This window comes from Brachybacterium sp. UNK5269 (assembly GCF_049266655.1).
Lineage (GTDB): Bacteria > Actinomycetota > Actinomycetes > Actinomycetales > Dermabacteraceae > Brachybacterium.
Window position 1 is genome coordinate 3,454,157 of sequence record NZ_CP184883.1, and the last position, 18,065, is coordinate 3,472,221.

Below are 18,065 nucleotides of genomic sequence, written 5' to 3' on the forward strand. Positions count from 1 at the left end.
GTCCCGCCGCCGGCGGGGATGGTGCAGATCAGGCGGGCAGCTCGCCGGGCACGGGCGGCTCGGGGGCCTCGCCGTCGATGACCTCGCCGACGGTCGCGGTCCACAGGGACTCCCAGGTGCCGGAGTCGATGATCTCCTGCAGGAAGGTGTTGACGAAGTCGAGGGCGTCCTCGTCCTCCTTCGAGAGGCCGATGCCGTAGGGGTCATCGACGAAGGGCTCGCCGACCACCGTGACGTCGGGGTCCGCGGCGGAGTTGCCCAGCAGCACGCCCTGGTCCAGCACGTAGGCGTCGGAGCGGCCCTGCTTGAGGGCTGCCACGCAGGACTCGTTGTCCGGAAGGGTCTGGACCTTCTCGGGGTCGTAGTCCGGCACGAACTCCTCGATGGCCTGGATGCCGGTGGAGTTGGCCTGGGTGACGAGGTTCAGCCCGGTGAGGTCCTCGGGGCCGGTGATCGTCTCGGCGTCCTCGGTGCGCACCTGGATGGCGGTGCCGGAGAGGTAGTACGGGCCGGCGAAGTTGATGACCTCGAGCCGCTCGGGGGTGATCGAGTAGGTGGCGATCACGCAGTCCACGGTGCCGTTCTGGACCAGCGTCTCGCGGGTCTCGACGGTGGTGTCGATGTACTCGACCTTCTCCTCGCCGCCCTCGCCCAGGATGTAGCGGGCCAGCAGCTGGGTGATGCCGGCGTCGAAGCCGGTGGGCCGGCCGCCGGAGGTGCTGGCCAGCGAGAACACCTGGTTGGCGAGGGTGCCGCCGCGGATCAGCTGGTCCTTCTCCTTGATGGCGGTGGCCCAGGCGCTGGCGGCGACGGCGTCCTCCGCGGCGAGCGGGCCGGAGGCCACGGCGTCGTCGAAGGCGCTGCCCTCGGCGCCGCCGCCGTCGGAGCCGCCGCCCTCGCCGCCGCCGAGGTCGGGGCCCTCGCCGGTGTCGGAGGAGCAGGCGGCCAGGGCCGCTCCGAGGGGCAGGGCGGCCGCGGCGGCGACCACGGCGCGTCGGCCGGGTCGGAAGCTGGTGGTGGTCATGGATCTCTCCGTCTTCTCGTATCGCCCCTGGTGAGGCGATGGCTGCTGGGGATCCGGCGGCTGCCGGGGGCGCTCGTGCGGTTCGCTGGGATCGATCAGTGGGCGAGGATCTTGCTGAGAAAGGCCTGGGCGCGGGCGCTGCGCGGGGCGGTGAAGAACTCCTCGGGGGCGCCCTGCTCGACGATCTCGCCCTGGTCCATGTAGACCACGCGGTCGCAGACGTGGCGGGCGAAGCCCATCTCGTGGGTGACCACGAGCATCGTCATCCCCTGCTCGGCGAGCTCGGTCATGACGTCGAGGACCTCGTTGATGACCTCGGGGTCCAGCGCGGACGTGGGCTCGTCGAAGAGCAGCGCCTTGGGCTTCATGGCCAGCGCGCGGGCGATCGCCACCCGCTGCTGCTGGCCGCCGGACAGCGCCGTGGGCAGGGAGTTCGCCTTGTCGGCGAGCCCCACCCGCTCGAGCAGCTCCATGGCCTGCTGGTCGGCCTCGGCCTTGCTCGCCCCGCGCACCTTCCGCGGGCCCAGGGTGACGTTGTCGATCGCCTTGAGGTGCGGGAAGAGGTTGAAGCTCTGGAACACCATGCCGACGTCGGCCCGCAGCCGGGTCAGGGCCCGGCCCTCCTCCGGCAGCAGCTCGCCGTCGATGGTGATCTCGCCGGCGGTGATCGTCTCCAGACGGTTCAGGCAGCGGCACAGGGTCGACTTGCCGGAGCCGGAGGCGCCGATCAGCGCGACCACCTCACCGCGGTGGATGTCCAGGTCGATGTTCTTCAGCGCCTGGAAGTCGCCGAAGAACTTGTCGACCCCGCGCGCCGAGATCAGGGCGTCCCCGATCTCCTTGGGGCGCTGCGCGGAGGCCGCGGGCGCCGCCGACGTGGGTGCGTCCGCCCGGTGCCCGCCGGGGGTCGTGATGCTCTCGCTCATCTCTCGAGGATGGGGGGCGATCCGGCATCTGTCCAGAAGGCGATACACCTGCTCGCGCTTCGGAATGGTTTCGTGATCGGGGGCCGCCCCGCCGTGAGGTGCGACTCCGCCGGGCGCCGCCGCCGGATCGGGTCAGGTTCTGTTCCAGATCCGCGCGGATCTGGAACAGAACCTGACCCGATCGATGCGCCGCCCAGGCGCGGCGCCGCCCGGGCGGGGACGTCGATCAGGCGGTGGGGCGGTACTCGCCCTGGTACACCGCCTCGAAGGGGGTGTGGCCGCCCTGGCGGTGCTCGATGGCACTGTCGACGACGGCCTTCGCGGTCCGCGCGGCCTCGAGCGGGGTGGCGCCCTTGGCGAGCTCGGCGGTGACCGCCGCGGCCAGGGTGCAGCCGGCGCCGGAGACCCGGTGCTCGCCGATCTTCGGGCTGCGCAGCTCGACGGTCTGCTCGCCGTCGTAGAACACGTCCACCGCGTCGGGGCCCTCGAGCACCACGCCGCCCTTGGCCAGCACCGTCACGCCGTAGGCGTCGTGGATGCGCCGGGCCGCCTCGGTGAGCTCCTCGACCGACTCGATGCGCTCCATGCCCGACAGGGAGAGCGCCTCGAAGTGGTTGGGGGTGACGAAGGTGGCCAGCGGCAGGATCTTCTCCTTGAGCGCGTTGTCCGTGTCCAGGGCCGCGCCGGGCTCCTGGCCCTTGCAGATCAGCACCGGGTCCAGCACGACGTTCGTGAAGCTGCGCTCGGCGAGCGCAGCGGCGACGGTGTCGATGGTGGCCGGGGTGCCGAGCATGCCGATCTTGACGGTGTCGATGTCGTGCGCGGCGGTGGTCGCCTCGATCTGGTCCGCGATCACCTGCGGGTCCACGGGGACGAAGCGGTGACCCCAGTCGTTCTGCGGATCGAAGGAGACGATGCAGGTCAGAGCCGCGGTGCCGAAGGTGCCGAGCTGCTGGAACGTCTTGAGGTCGGTCTGCGCGCCGGCGCCTCCGGTGGTCTCGGAGCCGGCGATGGTGAGGGCGACGTGAGTCATGGGTGCCTTCCTGGAATGTGTCGATGACGGGGCCGCGCGCTCCCAGGTCCCGTCGGCCCTGCCGGCGGGGCCGTCGCAGCGGCCGTGACCGCGCGCTCCCAGGGTCCGGCTCCCCTCGGGGGTCCGGCCGGCCCGTCGCATCGGTCGTGCCGCGCGCTCCCAGGGTCCGGGGCCCTCTGTGAGGTCGCCCCGGCCCGTCGCTGCGGCAGAGGCTCGATCGTAGCGCCTCCGGTACAGTGCCGTGCGTGCTGACCCCGGATCCGAGCACCGCGGAGACCGCGCGGCCTGCCGCCCCCCGCCCCGGCCCCGACGGGCCGACCGTCGGTCGCGCCCGGAGACTGGTGGATGCGCACCTGGCCTCGACGCTGAAGTTCCTGGTGGTCGGCGGGATCGTGTTCCTGCTCGATGCGGCGATGTACAACCTGCTGGTGTTCTGGGATCCCACGCACGGCTGGGGCGAGGGCCTGATGCACGGCAGCCCGCTGACCGCGAAGCTGCTCACCATCGCCGTGGCCTCCTGCCTGACCTACCTCGGCAACCGCCTGTGGACCTTCGGGGACCGGCCGCGGCCGGACACCGCGCGCTCGATCGCGCTGTTCGTCCTGATCAACCTCATCGCCGCCGGTCTCCAGCTCTCCTGCCTGGCGTTCTCGCGGTACGTGCTGGGGCTGGACTCGGTGCTGGCCGACAACGTCTCCGGCACGCTGATCGGCCAGGTCGTCTCGACGTCCTTCCGGTACGTCACCTACGGCCGCTTCGTCTTCCCGCGCCGCTGACCGTGCCGCTGCCCGCCTCCCCGCTGCTCGCCCAGGGCCCGTCCTGGCCGGGTGACTGGTCCACCTTCTGGCCGGACATGGTCATCGGCTGCATCACGGGCCTGATCATCGGCCTGGCCCTGTGGCTGCTGGACATCTGGGCGAACCGCCGCCATTCCCGCAAGGTCGCCCGGCGGGTCTCCCTGCGGATCGTGCAGCCGCTGCTGCTGACCCTCCAGCGCCCCCTCTACACGCAGAGCTTCACCGAGATCGCGGAGCTGCCCCGCAAGCACCGCTCGGCGCTCGCTCTCATCGAGCAGTCGGACCTCGACGACTGGCACGAGGAGCTCGCCACCGAGCTCACCGAGACGCTGCGCGACTACCGCAGCCGGCTGCGGAACCTGCAGGCCGACGCCGACGATCTCGAGCAGGCCGTCGAGCGCTGGTTCACGGTGCACCGCACCCGGCCCGTGGTCCGCGAGTGGGTCGAGGCCGCTCTGCTCGGGGCGAGCGACGACTACCTGCGCGCCATGGCTCCGGCCGACGCCGACTACGGCGCCATCGCGGAGGCCGGCGCCACGATCGTCACCAGCCGCCTGGTGCGCAAGCATGCCCGCGCGTACGCCCATTCGCTGCGCAAGGCCGACACCACGGTGCAGCACCTGATGCCGATCCTCATCGAGAACATCCGCCGCCGCTCCAACCGCTGATCCGCCCCGGCCCGGGCCCGGGTGCTACGCGTCGACCCAGTGCCGGAACGCCCGCTCCGCGGCCTCGCCGAAGGGCACCAGCACCACGCTGCGGATCTGCTCGCCCACCTCCTCGGTGCCGGCCCGCACGGTCTGCACGGCGATCCGCGCGGCGTCGTCCATCGGCCAGCCGTAGACGCCGGCGGAGATCGCCGGGAAGGCGACGCTGGCCGCACCGATCCGCGCGGCCTCCCGCAGGCTCTCCCGGTAGCAGGAGGCCAGGGTCTCAGAACGGTCCTCGCGCACCGAGTGGACGGGGCCGACGGTGTGGATGACCCAGCGGGCGGGCAGGTCCCCCGCGGTGGTGGCGACGGCCCGACCGGCGGGCAGCCCCTCCGGCAGCGTCGTCTCCCGCAGCCGGCGGCAGGCGGCGAGCAGCTCGGGGCCGGCCGCGCGATGGATCGCCCCGTCGACGCCGCCGCCGCCCAGCAGGCTGGAGTTGGCGGCGTTGACGATCGCGTCGGTGCGCTCGCGCGTGATGTCGCCGGGTCGGACGATGATCTCCATGTCGGCCTCCGCTCCTCGCTCGGGGTCTGCGCCCACCGTAGTCCCGGGAGGGGGATGCACCGCGGCAGCCGGCGCCGCCTCGGGCCGTCTCTGACAGACTCGGGGGCATGGAGATCACCGGCCCCTGGACCCGCGCCGCTGCCGCCGCCGGCCTGCTGAGGGACGGCGTGGCCCGCCCCACCGTCTTCGCCCGCTCCTCGGCGAGGGCCGCCGAGCTGGGCGCCCTGAACCTCGGTCAGGGATTCCCCGACGACCAGCCTCCCCCGCCGGTCGCCGAGGCCGCGATCGCCGCGATCCGCGCGGGCCGCAACCAGTACCCGCCCGGCACCGGGGAGCCGGTGCTGCGCGAGGCGATCGCCGCGCACCAGGCCCAGTGGTACGGGCTGGGCGTCGATCCCGCCCGCGAGGTGCTGGTGACCACCGGTGCCACCGAGGCGCTGGCCGCCACCGTGCTCGCGCTGGTCGCGCCGGGCGAGGAGGTGATCACGCTCGAGCCCTTCTACGACGAGTACGCGGCGGTGATCGCACTGGCCGGGGGCGTGCACCGCACGGTCCCGCTCAGCATCGGCCTCGACGCGACCACCGGCGACCTGGTGATGGACGTCGACGCGGCGGACCTGCGCGCCGCGTTCTCGGAGCGCACCCGGATGGTGCTGGTCAACACCCCGCACAACCCGACCGGGCTGATGCTCGGGGCGGAGGCGCTGCAGGTGATCGTCGACGAGGCGGTGCGCCACGACGCGCTGATCGTCACCGACGAGGTGTACGAGCACCTCACCTTCGGCCCCGCGCATCGGCCGATCGCGACCCTGCCCGGGGCGCAGGACCGCACCGTCTCGATCTCCTCCGCCGGCAAGACCTTCTCGGTGACCGGCTGGAAGATCGGCTGGCTCACCGCCCGCCCGGAGCTCGTCACCGCCATCACCGGCGTCAAGCAGTGGCTGACCTACTCCTCCGGGGCGCCGTTCCAGCCCGCCGTGGCGGTGGGGCTGCGGATGCCTGCCTCGACCTTCCACGACCTGGCCGCGGATCTCCGGGCCCGACGCGACCTGCTCACCGACGGGCTGCGCGAGATCGGTTTCCGCGTCAGCGTGCCCGCGGCGGGCTACTTCACGGTGGCCGACGCCTCCCCCTTCGGCGAGACCGACGCCGAGGCGCTGGCCGATCGGCTGCCCGAGGAGGCCGGCGTGGTGGGGATCCCGCTGTCGGCCTTCTACCGCGAGGGGCACGCCGGGGAGGCCGGCTCGTACCTGCGCCTGGCCTTCTGCAAGAGCCGCAGCACGATCGAGCAGGCGCTCGAGCGGCTGGAGGCCTGGGCGGCGCCTCGGCGCTGACGCCGGCGCGGCCCCCCCGCCGCTCGCTGTCAGCCGGGACGGGTCAGGCGGCGGCCACCCACACCGGCTCGCTGTCGAAGTTGAACAGCACGTCAACCTTTAGCACCCCGTCCTGGACCTGGTCCTCGGGGACGAGAATGCCGATCTCCCAGCTGCCCGAGCCTCCGTCGTGGAGGGTTCCCACGTCGAACGCACTGTTCGGGGTCACCGTCCCCTGGTCGGAGAAGGTGTTCCCGCCGTTGGTGACGTACTCGACCGTCACCGCGAAGAAGGGCTCGGCCTCCCCGCTGCCGTGGTAGGTGAGGTCGACGGGGATCAGGATGTAGGTCTCGCCCTCGGCCGGCTCGGTGTTGAACTCGTTGGCCTCCATGACCTTGTCGGTCGCGGCCCAGTCCACGGCTCCGATGGTGACGTCGTAGGTGCCGCCCTCGCCGTCCTCGAGGGTGAACATCTGGCCCGAGGGGTAGGGGTTGTCCTTGGTGCCCTGACCGTCCCCCGCCGGGGTCTCCTCGGTGCTCGCCTCCTCCGAGGTCACCTCCTCGGTGGTCGCCTCCTCCGAGGTGACCTCCTCGGTGCTCGCCTCCTCGGTGGTGGTCTCCACCTGCGTGGTCTCGCCGCCGGTGGGCTCGCCGCCGCCCTGGGCGAAGAGGAAGATGCCGGCGCCGACGATGATCAGCAGCAGGGCGAGCAGCGCGCAGCCGGCGCAGATGATGAGCGGGAGCTTGCTGGACTTCTTCGGGGCGGCGCCCTGCGGGGCGTAGGCCTGGGCGCCGCCGTTGCCGAAGCTCGGCGCGAAGGAGGAGTCCTGGCCGTACCCGCCGTTCGGAGAGGCCTGCCCTCCGTTGCCCTGCTGGCCGTACCCGCCCTCGGGCAAGGACTGGCCGTAGGGATCTGCGGGCGAGGGCTGGCCCCATCCGTTCTGCGGTGGCTGCGACATGTTCTGCTCCGGCGCCCCCGTCGGCGCCGTCCCCTCTCTGCTGGCACGTCCTGCTCGAGCCGGGCCCCCGGGGCCCGTTCGCACATCGCACGGCGCACCCAGGCGGCGTTCAGGAGGCGCAGATCGCTATCCGGTCACGATGCCGTCGCGGTCCTTCGCCCGCTCAGCGACCCGCGGTGAACAGCTCCCCGTGGAAGGTCCGCCCGGCCGCCCGCTGCGAGGCCCCGACCGCATCGAGGTACGGCGTGATCCCGCCCCGGTGCCGGGGGAAGCCCGCGCCCAGGATCAGCGCGAGGTCGATCTGCTCGGGTCGCTCGACCACGCCGTCGTCCAGCATCAGCGCGATCTCCTCGGCCAGTCCGTCCTGGACCCGCTCCAGCAGGGCGTCGCCGAGGGCGGCCTCCGCCGCGCCGGTGGCGGCGAAGACCTCGGCCACCGTCGGGGAGACCGCCGGATGCACGGAGGTCCTGCTGCGCTCGGTGAAGTGCGCCCTGCGCTCGGCCATCGCGGTCAGGCCCGGGGAGGCGTGGAAGCGGTCGCCGAGCTCCTGGACGAGAACTTGGCCCACGTGGTCGGCGACGGCGAGCCCCACCAGGTCCAGCAGCGCGAAGGGGCGCATGGGCAGGCCCAGCGGGTCGAGGGAGGCGTCGACCTCCACCGGATCGGCGCCGGCGTCGACCGCGGCGAGCACCGCCCCCAGCACCCGGAACAGCAGCCGGTTGACGATGAAGCCCGGGGCGTCGGCGCTGCGCACGGCGAACTTGCGCAGGCGTCGTACCACCTCCAGCCCGGTGGCGAGGGTGGTCTCGTCGGTGGCGTCGGTGTGGATCACCTCCACCAGCGGCATCTTCGCGACCGGGTTGAAGAAGTGCAGCCCGAGCACCCGCTGCGGATGGGCGAGGCCCTCGGCCATGCGGGTCACCGACAGCGAGGAGGTGTTGGTGACGATCAGGGCGTCCGGCTCCAGCACGCTCTCGAGCTCGGCGAAGACGGACTGCTTGATCGCCAGCACCTCGGGGACCGCCTCGAGCACGAGGTCGCAGCCGGCGAGGTCCTGCAGGTCGGTGGTCGCCGAGAGGTTCGCGGCGATCCGGGTGGCGTCCTGCTCGTCGAGGCGGCCGCGGGCGGCGGCCTGGGCGACGACGTCGCGCGCCGCGGCCAGGCCCTTGGCGGCGAGGGATTCGTCGAGGTCGCGCATCACCACCGGCACCTGCAGGCCGAGCGCGAGCTGCGCGGCGATCTGGGAGGCCATCAGGCCCGCGCCGGCAACGCCGACCCGACGGATCTCGCGGGCGCCCTCGACCGGGGCGCGGCCGGGCCTGCCGCGCCGCAGCAGCTCCGCGGAGTACAGGGAGCCGGCGGCGGCGTCGCTGCGGACCAGCTGGGCGAGGGTGTCCGCCTCGCGGCCGAGCGCCTCCTCGAGGGTGGAGCCGGGCAGCTGCTGCAGCAGCTCGAGGGCGCGGATGACGGCGGGGGCTCCCTGGGTCTCCAGCCGCGCGGCCCAGGCGCGGCGGGTCTCGGCGGCGGAGTGCGGGGCGTCGAGCGCGTCGAGCAGGGCCTCGGCCTCGGGGCTGCCGGCCTCGGGCAGCGGCGCGGGGCGGCCGCCCCAGGCACCGGGGGCGGCGGGGTCGGCCGCGGTCGTCGCGACCGCGGGGTCGAGGATGTCGAGGTCGGTCTCGTCGACGTCGACGTGCGCGGCGACGAGGGCCGCGAACTCGTCGAGCGCCTCGTCCAGGTCCGCGGCAAGCTCGTCGACCAGGCCGATCTCGAGCGCCTGCTCGGCGCTGAGCTGGTGGTCACGGGCGGGGTCCTCGAGGATCATCCGCACCGCGTGCTCGGCGCCGACGACGCAGTGCAGCAGCGTGGTGCCGCCCCAGCCGGGCAGGATGCCGAGGCTCGTCTCGGGCAGGCCCAGTCCCCGCGCCTCCGGCGCGGCGGTGCGCACGTCGGCCATCAGCGCCACCTCGAGGCCGCCGCCGAGGGCGACGCCGTTGAGGTGGGCGAGCACCGGGACCGGGCTGGTGCGCACGCGGATCTGCAGGTCGTGGGCGGCGCGGGTCATGGGGCCGACGTCCGCCGCCGCGGCGGGGTCGGAGAACATCGACAGGTCGGCGCCGGCGAGGAAGACCCGCCCGGTGCCGGTCAGCGCAATCGCCTGGATCTCGCCGGCCTCGGCGCGGTCCAGCGCCGCGGCGATGGCCCCGGTCACGGCCCCGATGGAGCGCGGGCCGAGGGTCGCGGGGCGGCGCTCCTGCCCCTCGGGAGGCGCGAAGGTCAGCACGGCCACGGTTCCCAGCCCGGGATGCTCGCGGTCCTCGGTGAGCACTCGGGTGACGTGCTCGGTGTAGCTGCTCATCAGTGGGCTCTCTCCGTCGAGGGCGGGCGGATCCCGGGCGAGTGTCTGATACCGCGGGTTTCACAAAGATCATGCCTCAGACCGGCGCCGGGTGTCCACCGTCCGCGACCCCGCCGGCGGCCCGGGAGGCTCAGGCAGCGGCTCAGGCGGCGGCGAAGTACAGCACCTCGCCGCCGAAGGTCTCCACGCCCAGCCGGAAGCCGGCGAGCTCGTCCGCGGGGACGATGAACAGGCTGTGGAAGCGGGCGCTCTGCCCGCTGCGGAGGGGTCCGATCGTCGAGACCGGGTCCGCCACCAGTCCCTCCGCGACGTCCGGGAAGAAGGTGCGCTCGGACTCCCCGCTCAGCCAGAGCTCCTCGACGGGCGCGAGCTGCCCCGGCCCCTCGTAGCGGACCTCGTAGGCGACACGGACCACGCGGAAGCCGTCCTGGACGACGCCCGGCGGGCCGTCCCCCGGCAGCGTCGCGGCGAGGTCGACCTCCTGCGCCGTGACGCTGAGGGTCCCGTCGGTCCAGGTGGGCCAGGCGAAGGTGTGGACGCCGACGGTCGCCGGGTCGTCGTAGTGGCCGGTCCCGTCGGTCAGCTCCCTTCCGGCGGCGTCGGTGACGGTGCCGGGCTCGCGCTCCTGTCCGGTCGCGTCGGTCGTCGGCTCCTGCTGGGTGGCCGCGGCGCCCGAGGGCGCGGCCTCGGTCCCGAACAGCCGCTGCAGTCCGCCGACGACGAGGCCGACGGCGACCACCAACGCCACCGCCTGCACGAGCACGATCGCGACGATCGCCCACGGCGGCAGCGCGCCGCGCGGCCCGGGGGCGGCGCCGACCATCCCGGCGCCGGAGCGCCCGGACTGCGGATCCGCGGCATGGTCGGGCAGGCGGAACGGATCCGGCGCGGTCGCGCCGGTCGGATCCTCCCAGTCGTAGCCGGCGGGGGTGCCCCGCTCCGGTGCCATGCCGCGAGCATAGGCCCCGCACCCCGCCGCACCGAGTCGTCCCGACCCCTTGCACCCACAACCGCACGGTTGTAGGTTCTGGGTATGCACGAGATCGACGACGACCGCGCGGACGCCTGGTTCCACGCCCTCTCGGATCGCACGCGGCGGGACATCCTGCGTCGGGTGCTCGACGGCGAGCAGTCGGTCTCCGCCCTGGCCCGGAACTACCCGATGAGCCTGACGGCGGTGCAGAAGCACGTCGCCACCCTCGAACGGGCCGGGCTCATCACCCGACGCCGCAGCGGCCGCGAGACCCTGGCCCGCGGCGACGCCGGGATCCTGCGCAGCGCCTCCCAGCTGCTCACCGCGCTGGAGAGCGCCCGACGCGAGCACATCGCCCGCATCGACGAGCTCCTCGAGGCCGAGGAGCCCGCCCGCGGCGCCGCCGCCGAGGCGGCCCGCGACACCCCGCCCCACCGGGCCACCGCGCCCCACCCGAAGGAATGACCATGCCCGTCACCGACATCGCCCACGACCTCGACCGCCTCACCATCACGATCACCGCGCAGTTCGCCGCGCCGGTGCAGCGCATCTGGGAGATCTACGCCGACCCGCGCCAGCTCGAGCAGGTGTGGGGCCCGCCGGGGTTCCCCGCCACCGTGGTCGAGCACAGCCTCGCCCCGGGCGGCCGCGTCACCTACTACATGACCGGTCCCGACGGCGAGCGCTACCACGGGTACTGGAACGTGCTCGCGGTCGAGGAGCCGAGGTCCTTCACCTACGAGGACGGCTTCGCGCACGAGGACTTCAGCCCGAACCCCGACCTGCCGGTCTCGACCTGCGTCAGCACCTTCTCGGAGCAGGACGGCGGGACGCGGGCGGTCTACACCACCAGCTATCCGAGCCGGGAGGGCCTGCAGACCGTCCTCGACATGGGCGTGGAGGAGGGCGCGCGCACCTCGATCGACCAGATCGACGGTCTGATCGCCTGAGCCCCGGGGCGGGACGGGGCGGGTAGCGTGTCGGCCGCGGCCGCTCGGCCGCGCCCGCCCCTCCCGCCACCGATCGAGGACCCCGCATGCTGCTCCCGGACCAGGCCGTGCTCGACAATCCCGCCTGGTCCTCGCTGACCGGGCACCACGCCCACCTGGCGATCGGCAACGAGCTGGTCCTGCACTACCCGGAGGACGTCTCCCCCTTCGTCGGGGTGCGCGACTGGGCGCATCCGGAGGTGTGGGACGCGATCCTCGAGGTGTTCGGCCACGGGGCGAGCGTCGGCGTCTCCCATGCCGAGCCGGTGCTGCCCCCGGGCTGGGAGCCCGTGTTCTCGATCCCGGGGGTGCAGCTGGTGGAGACCGCCGCGCTGGAGGCGCGCCCCGACGAGGAGGCGGTCGAGCTGGGCGCCGCCGACAGCGCCGACATGCTCGCCCTGGTCGAGCGCACCCGGCCGGGCCCCTTCCTGCCCCGCACCCATGAGCTGGGGCGGTACGTGGGCATCCGCCGCGAGGGGACGCTGGTGGCGATGGCCGGTGAGCGCCTCCACCCCGAGGGCTGGACGGAGATCAGCGCCGTCGCGGTGGACGCGGCGCACCGCCGACAGGGGCTCGCCTCGCGCCTCGTGCTCGACGTCGCCTTCCACGCCCACCGGCGCGGCGACCGGGTGCTGCTGCACGCCTCCGCGTCGAACACCGCAGCGATCGTCGGCTACCAGAAGCTCGGCTTCGCGCTGCGGCGCCGACTGGCCTTCGGGGCGATCCGCACCCCCTGAGCAGCTCGCGGTGCAGCGGCCCGGGCCGGCGCCGAGGACCGCCGGCCCGCGCTGGAGGTGGCCTTCTCCTGCGGACTTGGGGATACTGCCCGGGAACGTGCTGCCGACCGGACGCGCGCGGGAAGATCACGAGGGGGCGGCATGAGCGGTCAGGACCGGCAGCTCGCGCGCCCGTCGCGGACGCCCCGCGTCGACGCCCGCACCGCCGTCTCCCTCGCCGCCGGCTGCTACGCCGCCAATGCGGCACTGGGCCTGTCGGTCGCGGCCGGCTGGGTGGACACCGGCAATGCCCGCTGGGTGCACCACGCCCTGTTCATCGTCACCGCCACCACCACCGGCGCCGCCCTCGCCGTGGCGGCGGTGCGGGGCGACCGCTCGGCGCCGGCGCTGCTGCCGGCCGCCGCGGCCCTGGTCCTGCTGCAGCGCCGCGGGTCGCGGCCGCTGGACCGGCACGCCCGGACGGCTATGCTCGCAGCGCCCAGCTACGCGGCAGCTCTCTGCCTGGCCCGGAGGTGACCATGGAGTTCCTCGATGCGGTGTTCAACCGCCGCACGACCAACGGACCGTTCCGGCCCGACCCCGTCAGCGAGGAGCACCAGCAGCTGCTGATCCGCGCCGCCGCGGCCGCGCCGTCGCAGTTCAACAGCCAGCCCTGGCGGTTCGTGCTGATCGAGGACCGGGCCACGATCGAGAAGGTCGCCGCGATCAGCGGCGAGAGCATGACGCAGGTGATGGGCGAGGGCACCTTCTTCCACCGCTACCGCAAGTACTTCCGCTTCAGCCAGAAGGAGATGGACACCAGACGCAGCGGGATGCTGTTCGACAAGCTCCCGGCGCTGCTGCGGCCCTTCACCGGGCAGGTGTTCACCGACTCGGGGCAGCGGATGATGAACCGGCTGCGGGTGCCGCAGAAGCTCGGCGAGGAGAACCGCAAGCTGGTGGCGGGATCCCCGCTGCTGATCGGGGTGATGCTCGAGCGCGGCGAGTACCGGCCCGAGGCGCTGTCGGGCTTCTACTCGGTGTTCAGCATGGGCGCGGCCATGGAGAACCTCTGGCTGACCACCACCCAGCTGGGCATGGGCATCCAGTTCGTCTCCTTCCCGATGGAGGTCCCGGAGAACTGGCAGCGCATCGTGGAGATGCTGAGCGTCCCGGACGACCTCGAGCTGATGGCGGTCTACCGCCTGGGCTACCTCCCCGAGCGCACCCACCGGCCCGCGATCGACTGGTCCAGCCGGGAGCGCAAGCTCCCCTCCCAGTTCGTGTTCCGCGAGGACTGCCGGACCCCGCAGACCGGCTGGGACGAGGACTCGCGGCCCGGCAGCGCCTGAGCGCCCCCGTCGCCACCAGCGTTCTCCCAGCCAGCGAGCTAGACGGTCGCGACCCGCTGCTCCGTGAATTCGGCGGGCTCCGCGGGCGCCGTCGCGCCCGCGGGAGCCCCCTGCTCCTCGGGCACCAGCGCCCGGACCCCGAAGAAGGCGACCAGGCTGAGGATCGCCACCAGCACCAGCAGCGCACAGCCGACGATCGCGGCGATCCGGCCCCGGCCGGGAGCGGACATCCCCGCACCGTCCCCGTCCTGCGGATCCGGGGGCGTGCGCGGGGCAGAGGGCTGGGGAGGCTGGCTCATGTCGTGATGCGGCGTCGGGGAGCCGCTGTCCTTTCGAGGAGGGTGCTGCCACCGCCGTTCCGGCGGACCGTCTCACGGTATCGGACCGCCACCGCCGTGACTGCGCCGCAGGTCGCTGCGGAGATCATCGCGGGCCGATGGTCCCCGTCGGCAGATCCCGGGGCACGAGAGGATCGAGGCGGCCCGCTCCGGGCGAGACATCACGAAGAGGACCCGATGACAGTCATCAAGATCAATCGGCTCGCCGTTCCCGAAGGCCGGGAGGCAGAGCTCGAGAAGCGCTTCGCGGCGCGCAGGCACTCCGTCGACCAGGCGCCCGGCTTCGAGGGCTTCGAGCTGCTGCGGCCGGTCGCGGGCGAGGACCGCTACTACGTCATCACCCGCTGGGCCGACGACGAGAGCTTCCGGGCCTGGGCCGCGCAGCGCGCGCCGCGGGACCCGTCCACGACCGTCTCCCGGGCCGAGGGGATGCTCGAGTTCGAGGTCGTGGCCCTGGACTGACGGCGCCGGGCCGGGTGGCCCGGGCGGCAGCACCGGAGCGGGCTGCGCTCACGCGAGCGGTCATCCGCGGAGCACTACTCTTGCCCCATGACGACGGCGCAGCCCGGCTCGACCCCTCCCCGGCCCCTGCGCCGGGTGGGAGCGGTCCTCGCGATGCTCGCACTCGGGCAGCTGGGGTCGGGGATCGTAATCCTCTCGCTCGCCGGCCCCGCCTCCGCGCCGCTCGGTGCCACCGCGCTCCTGCTCTCGCTGGCCCCCGGCCCGGTTGCCGCCGCGACCCTGAGGGCGCGCGCTCCGGGCGAGGTCACGAGCGCGGATCTGTTGACGCTGCTGCGCCACCTGGCCGCCGGTGCGCTCGCGGCGGCGTCCGTGCTGGTCCTCGGCGGCGCGCTGCCCGCGCGCTCCTGGCCGCTCGCGCTCCTCATCGCCGCCGCCCTCGCCTCCGATGCGCTCGACGGACCCGTCGCCCGGCGCACCGGCACCGCCGGCCCGGTCGGCGCCCGCATCGACATGGAGGCGGACGCCGCCCTGAACCTCGTGCTCTCGGTGCTCGCGGCCACCGTCGTGGGCCCGTGGGCGCTCGCCTTCGGGCTGATGCGCTACGGGTTCGTCGCGGCGGCCGCGGTGCGTCCCGCGCTGTCCCGGCCGCTGGCCTTCAGCCGCCTGCGACGGCTGATCGGCGCCGCCCAGGGCGTCGCCCTGCTGCTCGCAGTGGTGCCGGCGGTGCCGACGCGGGTGGCCACCGCGGTCCTCGTGCTCGCGCTGGGGCTGCTGGTGGTGTCCTTCGCCCGGGACGTGATCGCGCTCGAGCGGCGTGGGCGGCGCGAGCGGCGCGAGCGGCGGGCGGGCCGGCCCGGGTGATCACGCGAAGGCGCTGACCCCCGTGATCGACCGCCCCACGATCAGCGACTGCATGGTGTCGGTGCCCTCGTAGGTGTGCGAGGCCTCGATGTCGCTGCGGTGGCGGATCACCCGGTTCTCCAGCAGGATCCCGGAGCCGCCCAGCAGGTCGCGGGCGTTCGAGGCGATCTCCCGGGCGGCCCGGGTGTTGTGCACCTTGGCCAGGGAGGCCTGCTCCGGGCGCATCGCCCCGGCGGCCTCGAGGTCGGCGAGCCGCAGGCAGTGCAGCTGCATCGAGGTGAGGCTCTGCAGCATGTCCGACAGCCGCACCTGGACGTGCTGGGCCCTGGCCAGCGGCCGGCCGAACTGGATGCGGGTGGTGGCGTGCTCGAGGGCGGCCTCGTAGCAGGCGACCGCGTGGCCGAGCGCCCCCCAGGCCACGCCCGCGCGGGTCGCGTAGAGGACCTTCGAGGTGTCCTTGAAGGAGCGGGCGCCGGGCAGGCGCGCGGCCAGCGGCACCCGCACGTCGGTGAGGGTGATGTGGGCCTGGTGGATGGCGCGCAGCGCGACCTTCCCGCGGATCACCTCGGCCTCGTAGCCGGGCAGCGACTGGTCCACCAGGAAGCCGCTGACCTGGCCGTGCAGCGCCGGATCGGAGGCGTCGTCGACGCGCGCCCAGACCACGGTGAGGTGGCAGCCCGCGCCGTTGCCGATCCACCGCTTCTGGCCCGACAGCACCCACTGCTCGCCCTCGCGGCGGGCGACGGTCTCCAGGGAGACGGAGTCCGAGCCGTGGTCGGGCTCGGTGAGCGCGAAGGCGGCGTACCGGGTGCCTGCCGCGAGCGGCTCGGCCCAGCGCTGCTTCTGCTCCGGTGAGCCCAGCAGCATGATCGAGCGCAGCGCGAGCCCGCCCTGCACGCCCACCATGGTGCCGACGGAGCCGTCGAGTCGGCTCAGCTCCATCGAGACCAGCCCGGTGGCCAGCGGGGAGAGGGTGCGACGGCCGGGGACGTCGAGGCCGTCGGTGAGCAGGTCCAGCTCGCCGAGGCGTCCGATCAGCTCGATCGGGTACTCCCCGCGCTCCCACCAGTCGTTGATCCGCGGCATCACCTCGTCGGCGAGCGAGCGGGCGGCGACCCAGGCGGCCAGGTCCTCGCCGGCGACGTCCTGGAACAGGGCGTAGTGGTCGGCGGTGGCGGGCAGCAGCTCGGCGGGGGTGGCGGCCGTCGCGTCGGGGGGCGAGACGACGGCGCGCTCGGTCACCACCGAGTCGCGTCGCAGGTCGTCGTGGGGGCCGGGGTTCCCGCCCAGGGAGATGTGCCCGGGGGTGGAGTCGGTGCTGGTCATCAGCTCATCCTCTCGATGATGAGGGCCATGCCCTGGCCGCCGCCGACGCAGAGGGTCGCGAGGCCGAAGCGTCCGTCGCGCTCGCGCAGGCCGCCCAGCAGGGTGGTGGTCATGCGGGCACCGGTGGAGCCCCAGGGGTGTCCGAGCGCGATCGCGCCGCCGTGGACGTTGAGCCGGTCGTGGTCGATGCCGAGGTCCTCGGCCGCCGGGAGCACCTGCGCGGCGAAGGCCTCGTTGAACTCCACCAGGTCGATGTCCTTCATGCTCATCCCGGCGAGCGCGAGCGCGCGTCGGGTTGCCTGGACCGGTCCGAGCCCCATGATCTCGGGGCTGAGGCCGGAGACGCCGGTGGCCACCACGCGGGCCAGCGGCGTGATGCCGAGCTGCTGCGCGTACTGCGCCTCCATGATCACGAGCGCGGCAGCGCCGTCGTTCAGCGGGCAGCAGTTCCCGGCGGTGACCGTGCCCTCGGGGCGGAAGACGGGCTCGAGCGCGCCGACGGCCTCGAGCGTGACGCCGGCCCGCGGGGAGTCGTCGGTGCGGACGACGGTGCCGTCCGGGCAGGTGACGGGGGTGATGTCCTTCGCGTAGAAGCCGGCGGCGATGGCGGCCTCGGCGCGGTTCTGGGAGCGCACCGCGTACTCGTCCTGCGCCTGCCGGCTCACGCCGCGCAGCTCGGCGACGTTCTCGGCGGTGTGGCCCATCTGGATGTAGGCATCCGGCAGCTCGCCGTCCTCGCGCGGGTCGTGCCAGGGGGCGGGGATCTCGCGGGTGGCGCGCTTTTCGGTGCGCTCCCAGGCGGGGCGGAACAGGGGATCGCGCACGTCCTCCTCGATCAGCTTGCCGGTGCTCAGGGAGATCGACTCGACCCCGGCGGAGATCACGGCCCTCGCCTCGCCGGAGACGATCGCGTGGAAGGCGGCGCGGGTGGTCTCGAGGGAGGAGGCGCAGAAGCGGGTGACGGTCGCCCCGGGCACGGTGTCCAGGCCCAGTCGCACCGCCACGGTGCGGGCGAGGTTGCCGCCCTGGTGGCCCTCGGGGATCGCGCAGCCCAGCTGGAGGTCGTCAATCGTGGTCGGGTCGAGCTGCGGCACCTGGTCCAGCGCGGCCCGGATCATCTGGGCGGCGAGGTCGTCGGGCCGGACGTCCCGCAGCGACCCCCTACGGGCGCGCCCGATCGGCGAGCGGGCGGCGGCGACGATGACGGCCTCGGGCACGGGGTTCTCCTTCGACGACGGTGTCTGCGGGCGAGCGCCGGGCGGCCCCGCCCCGGCTCCGGGCAGGGGGCACGGGCGGGCCGCGATGCGCGTTAGTGATACTAAGGGTTGCATATACCTGTTGGGAAGTCGGGCGCGTCGGCCGCCGCCGGGCTCCGAAAGGTTCCAGCCCGGAGGTACTTTCCGCCGCCGGGCGCTCCGGCCCACCGC

20 protein-coding genes are annotated in these 18,065 nt (G+C 73.7%); 10 read left to right on the forward strand and 10 right to left on the reverse strand.

Features of this window, described 5'->3' with window-relative positions:
- Positions 1 to 28: 28 nt before the first annotated feature.
- The 3 genes from ACOJUI_RS15940 to ACOJUI_RS15950 all read right to left on the reverse strand — a co-directional run bounded on the left by ACOJUI_RS15940 (position 29) and on the right by ACOJUI_RS15950 (position 2,983).
- Complete coding sequence (locus ACOJUI_RS15940; RefSeq protein ID WP_422115907.1) at positions 29 to 1,024, reverse strand: glutamate ABC transporter substrate-binding protein; 996 nt, start codon at positions 1,022 to 1,024, stop codon at positions 29 to 31.
- A 95-nt stretch (positions 1,025 to 1,119) separates the two neighbouring features.
- Complete coding sequence (locus ACOJUI_RS15945) at positions 1,120 to 1,950, reverse strand: amino acid ABC transporter ATP-binding protein (RefSeq protein ID WP_422115908.1); 831 nt, start codon at positions 1,948 to 1,950, stop codon at positions 1,120 to 1,122.
- A gap of 226 nt (positions 1,951 to 2,176) precedes the next feature.
- Positions 2,177 to 2,983 carry a hydroxymethylpyrimidine/phosphomethylpyrimidine kinase gene (locus tag ACOJUI_RS15950; RefSeq protein ID WP_422115909.1) on the reverse strand — a complete coding sequence of 269 codons (807 nt, stop codon included), beginning with the start codon at positions 2,981 to 2,983 and terminating at the stop codon, positions 2,177 to 2,179.
- Between the two features lie 245 nt (positions 2,984 to 3,228).
- Between ACOJUI_RS15950 and ACOJUI_RS15955 the strand changes: the two genes are divergently transcribed.
- Positions 3,229 to 3,759 carry a GtrA family protein gene (locus ACOJUI_RS15955; protein WP_422115910.1) on the forward strand — a complete coding sequence of 177 codons (531 nt, stop codon included), beginning with the start codon at positions 3,229 to 3,231 and terminating at the stop codon, positions 3,757 to 3,759.
- 2 nt (positions 3,760 to 3,761) lie between these two features.
- Positions 3,762 to 4,448 carry a hypothetical protein gene (locus ACOJUI_RS15960; RefSeq protein WP_422115911.1) on the forward strand — a complete coding sequence of 229 codons (687 nt, stop codon included), beginning with the start codon at positions 3,762 to 3,764 and terminating at the stop codon, positions 4,446 to 4,448.
- 24 nt (positions 4,449 to 4,472) lie between these two features.
- On the opposite strand, the gene ACOJUI_RS15965 is transcribed toward ACOJUI_RS15960, so the two are convergent.
- Positions 4,473 to 4,994 (reverse strand): O-acetyl-ADP-ribose deacetylase, encoded by a 522-nt coding sequence (locus ACOJUI_RS15965; RefSeq protein WP_422115912.1) that lies wholly within the window; start codon positions 4,992 to 4,994, stop codon positions 4,473 to 4,475.
- 107 nt (positions 4,995 to 5,101) lie between these two features.
- On the opposite strand from ACOJUI_RS15965, the gene ACOJUI_RS15970 reads away from it, so the two are divergent.
- A complete protein-coding gene (locus ACOJUI_RS15970) occupies positions 5,102 to 6,328 on the forward strand; it encodes an aminotransferase class I/II-fold pyridoxal phosphate-dependent enzyme (RefSeq protein ID WP_422115913.1) in 1,227 nt (408 codons plus the stop codon).
- A gap of 43 nt (positions 6,329 to 6,371) precedes the next feature.
- On the opposite strand, the gene ACOJUI_RS15975 is transcribed toward ACOJUI_RS15970, so the two are convergent.
- The 3 genes from ACOJUI_RS15975 to ACOJUI_RS15985 form a co-directional block, all read right to left on the reverse strand.
- A complete protein-coding gene (locus ACOJUI_RS15975; protein ID WP_422115914.1) occupies positions 6,372 to 7,265 on the reverse strand; it encodes a hypothetical protein in 894 nt (297 codons plus the stop codon).
- A gap of 163 nt (positions 7,266 to 7,428) precedes the next feature.
- A complete protein-coding gene (locus tag ACOJUI_RS15980) occupies positions 7,429 to 9,621 on the reverse strand; it encodes a 3-hydroxyacyl-CoA dehydrogenase NAD-binding domain-containing protein (RefSeq protein ID WP_422115915.1) in 2,193 nt (730 codons plus the stop codon).
- Between the two features lie 142 nt (positions 9,622 to 9,763).
- Complete coding sequence (locus tag ACOJUI_RS15985) at positions 9,764 to 10,570, reverse strand: hypothetical protein (protein WP_422115916.1); 807 nt, start codon at positions 10,568 to 10,570, stop codon at positions 9,764 to 9,766.
- An 84-nt stretch (positions 10,571 to 10,654) separates the two neighbouring features.
- Between ACOJUI_RS15985 and ACOJUI_RS15990 the strand changes: the two genes are divergently transcribed.
- The 5 genes from ACOJUI_RS15990 (at position 10,655) to ACOJUI_RS16010 (ending at position 13,651) form a co-directional block, all read left to right on the forward strand.
- Positions 10,655 to 11,059 (forward strand): ArsR/SmtB family transcription factor, encoded by a 405-nt coding sequence (locus ACOJUI_RS15990; RefSeq protein WP_422115917.1) that lies wholly within the window; start codon positions 10,655 to 10,657, stop codon positions 11,057 to 11,059.
- Positions 11,060 to 11,061: 2 nt separating this feature from the next.
- Positions 11,062 to 11,544, forward strand: coding sequence for an SRPBCC family protein (locus ACOJUI_RS15995; protein ID WP_422115918.1), 483 nt, complete (start codon positions 11,062 to 11,064; stop codon positions 11,542 to 11,544).
- A gap of 86 nt (positions 11,545 to 11,630) precedes the next feature.
- Positions 11,631 to 12,320 carry a GNAT family N-acetyltransferase gene (locus ACOJUI_RS16000; RefSeq protein ID WP_422115919.1) on the forward strand — a complete coding sequence of 230 codons (690 nt, stop codon included), beginning with the start codon at positions 11,631 to 11,633 and terminating at the stop codon, positions 12,318 to 12,320.
- A gap of 141 nt (positions 12,321 to 12,461) precedes the next feature.
- A complete protein-coding gene (locus tag ACOJUI_RS16005) occupies positions 12,462 to 12,836 on the forward strand; it encodes a hypothetical protein (protein ID WP_422115920.1) in 375 nt (124 codons plus the stop codon).
- Between the two features lie 2 nt (positions 12,837 to 12,838).
- A complete protein-coding gene (locus ACOJUI_RS16010; protein ID WP_422115921.1) occupies positions 12,839 to 13,651 on the forward strand; it encodes a nitroreductase family protein in 813 nt (270 codons plus the stop codon).
- A 38-nt stretch (positions 13,652 to 13,689) separates the two neighbouring features.
- Here the strand turns inward: ACOJUI_RS16010 and ACOJUI_RS16015 are convergent, their stop codons facing one another.
- Positions 13,690 to 13,881: a hypothetical protein gene (locus ACOJUI_RS16015; protein ID WP_422115922.1), complete on the reverse strand. Its 192-nt coding sequence runs from the start codon at positions 13,879 to 13,881 to the stop codon at positions 13,690 to 13,692.
- A 285-nt stretch (positions 13,882 to 14,166) separates the two neighbouring features.
- Between ACOJUI_RS16015 and ACOJUI_RS16020 the strand changes: the two genes are divergently transcribed.
- The gene (locus ACOJUI_RS16020) at positions 14,167 to 14,451 is read left to right on the forward strand and encodes an antibiotic biosynthesis monooxygenase family protein (protein ID WP_422115923.1); all 285 of its coding nucleotides are present in this window, start codon (positions 14,167 to 14,169) and stop codon (positions 14,449 to 14,451) included.
- 87 nt (positions 14,452 to 14,538) lie between these two features.
- Positions 14,539 to 15,312 carry a CDP-alcohol phosphatidyltransferase family protein gene (locus ACOJUI_RS16025; RefSeq protein WP_422115924.1) on the forward strand — a complete coding sequence of 258 codons (774 nt, stop codon included), beginning with the start codon at positions 14,539 to 14,541 and terminating at the stop codon, positions 15,310 to 15,312.
- Here ACOJUI_RS16025 and ACOJUI_RS16030 read toward each other — a convergent pair whose 3' ends face one another.
- Complete coding sequence (locus ACOJUI_RS16030) at positions 15,313 to 16,638, reverse strand: acyl-CoA dehydrogenase family protein (RefSeq protein WP_422115925.1); 1,326 nt, start codon at positions 16,636 to 16,638, stop codon at positions 15,313 to 15,315.
- Positions 16,638 to 17,855: an acetyl-CoA C-acetyltransferase gene (locus tag ACOJUI_RS16035; protein WP_422115926.1), complete on the reverse strand. Its 1,218-nt coding sequence runs from the start codon at positions 17,853 to 17,855 to the stop codon at positions 16,638 to 16,640. The genes ACOJUI_RS16030 and ACOJUI_RS16035 overlap by 1 nt, the downstream gene beginning before the upstream one ends.
- Positions 17,856 to 18,065 lie beyond the last annotated feature (210 nt).

What these genes read in the sequence shown, in the direction of transcription:
- ACOJUI_RS15940 (WP_422115907.1), bottom strand. Translation starts at nt 1,024, where the DNA reads ATGACCACCACCAGCTTCCGACCCGGCCGACGCGCCGTGGTCGCCGCC.
- ACOJUI_RS15945 (WP_422115908.1), bottom strand. Translation starts at nt 1,950, where the DNA reads ATGAGCGAGAGCATCACGACCCCCGGCGGGCACCGGGCGGACGCACCC.
- ACOJUI_RS15950 (WP_422115909.1), bottom strand. Translation starts at nt 2,983, where the DNA reads ATGACTCACGTCGCCCTCACCATCGCCGGCTCCGAGACCACCGGAGGC.
- ACOJUI_RS15965 (WP_422115912.1), bottom strand. Translation starts at nt 4,994, where the DNA reads ATGGAGATCATCGTCCGACCCGGCGACATCACGCGCGAGCGCACCGAC.
- ACOJUI_RS15970 (WP_422115913.1), top strand. Translation starts at nt 5,102, where the DNA reads ATGGAGATCACCGGCCCCTGGACCCGCGCCGCTGCCGCCGCCGGCCTG.
- ACOJUI_RS15975 (WP_422115914.1), bottom strand. Translation starts at nt 7,265, where the DNA reads ATGTCGCAGCCACCGCAGAACGGATGGGGCCAGCCCTCGCCCGCAGAT.
- ACOJUI_RS15980 (WP_422115915.1), bottom strand. Translation starts at nt 9,621, where the DNA reads ATGAGCAGCTACACCGAGCACGTCACCCGAGTGCTCACCGAGGACCGC.
- ACOJUI_RS15985 (WP_422115916.1), bottom strand. Translation starts at nt 10,570, where the DNA reads ATGGCACCGGAGCGGGGCACCCCCGCCGGCTACGACTGGGAGGATCCG.
- ACOJUI_RS15990 (WP_422115917.1), top strand. Translation starts at nt 10,655, where the DNA reads ATGCACGAGATCGACGACGACCGCGCGGACGCCTGGTTCCACGCCCTC.
- ACOJUI_RS15995 (WP_422115918.1), top strand. Translation starts at nt 11,062, where the DNA reads ATGCCCGTCACCGACATCGCCCACGACCTCGACCGCCTCACCATCACG.
- ACOJUI_RS16000 (WP_422115919.1), top strand. Translation starts at nt 11,631, where the DNA reads ATGCTGCTCCCGGACCAGGCCGTGCTCGACAATCCCGCCTGGTCCTCG.
- ACOJUI_RS16005 (WP_422115920.1), top strand. Translation starts at nt 12,462, where the DNA reads ATGAGCGGTCAGGACCGGCAGCTCGCGCGCCCGTCGCGGACGCCCCGC.
- ACOJUI_RS16010 (WP_422115921.1), top strand. Translation starts at nt 12,839, where the DNA reads ATGGAGTTCCTCGATGCGGTGTTCAACCGCCGCACGACCAACGGACCG.
- ACOJUI_RS16015 (WP_422115922.1), bottom strand. Translation starts at nt 13,881, where the DNA reads ATGTCCGCTCCCGGCCGGGGCCGGATCGCCGCGATCGTCGGCTGTGCG.
- ACOJUI_RS16020 (WP_422115923.1), top strand. Translation starts at nt 14,167, where the DNA reads ATGACAGTCATCAAGATCAATCGGCTCGCCGTTCCCGAAGGCCGGGAG.
- ACOJUI_RS16025 (WP_422115924.1), top strand. Translation starts at nt 14,539, where the DNA reads ATGACGACGGCGCAGCCCGGCTCGACCCCTCCCCGGCCCCTGCGCCGG.
- ACOJUI_RS16030 (WP_422115925.1), bottom strand. Translation starts at nt 16,638, where the DNA reads ATGACCAGCACCGACTCCACCCCCGGGCACATCTCCCTGGGCGGGAAC.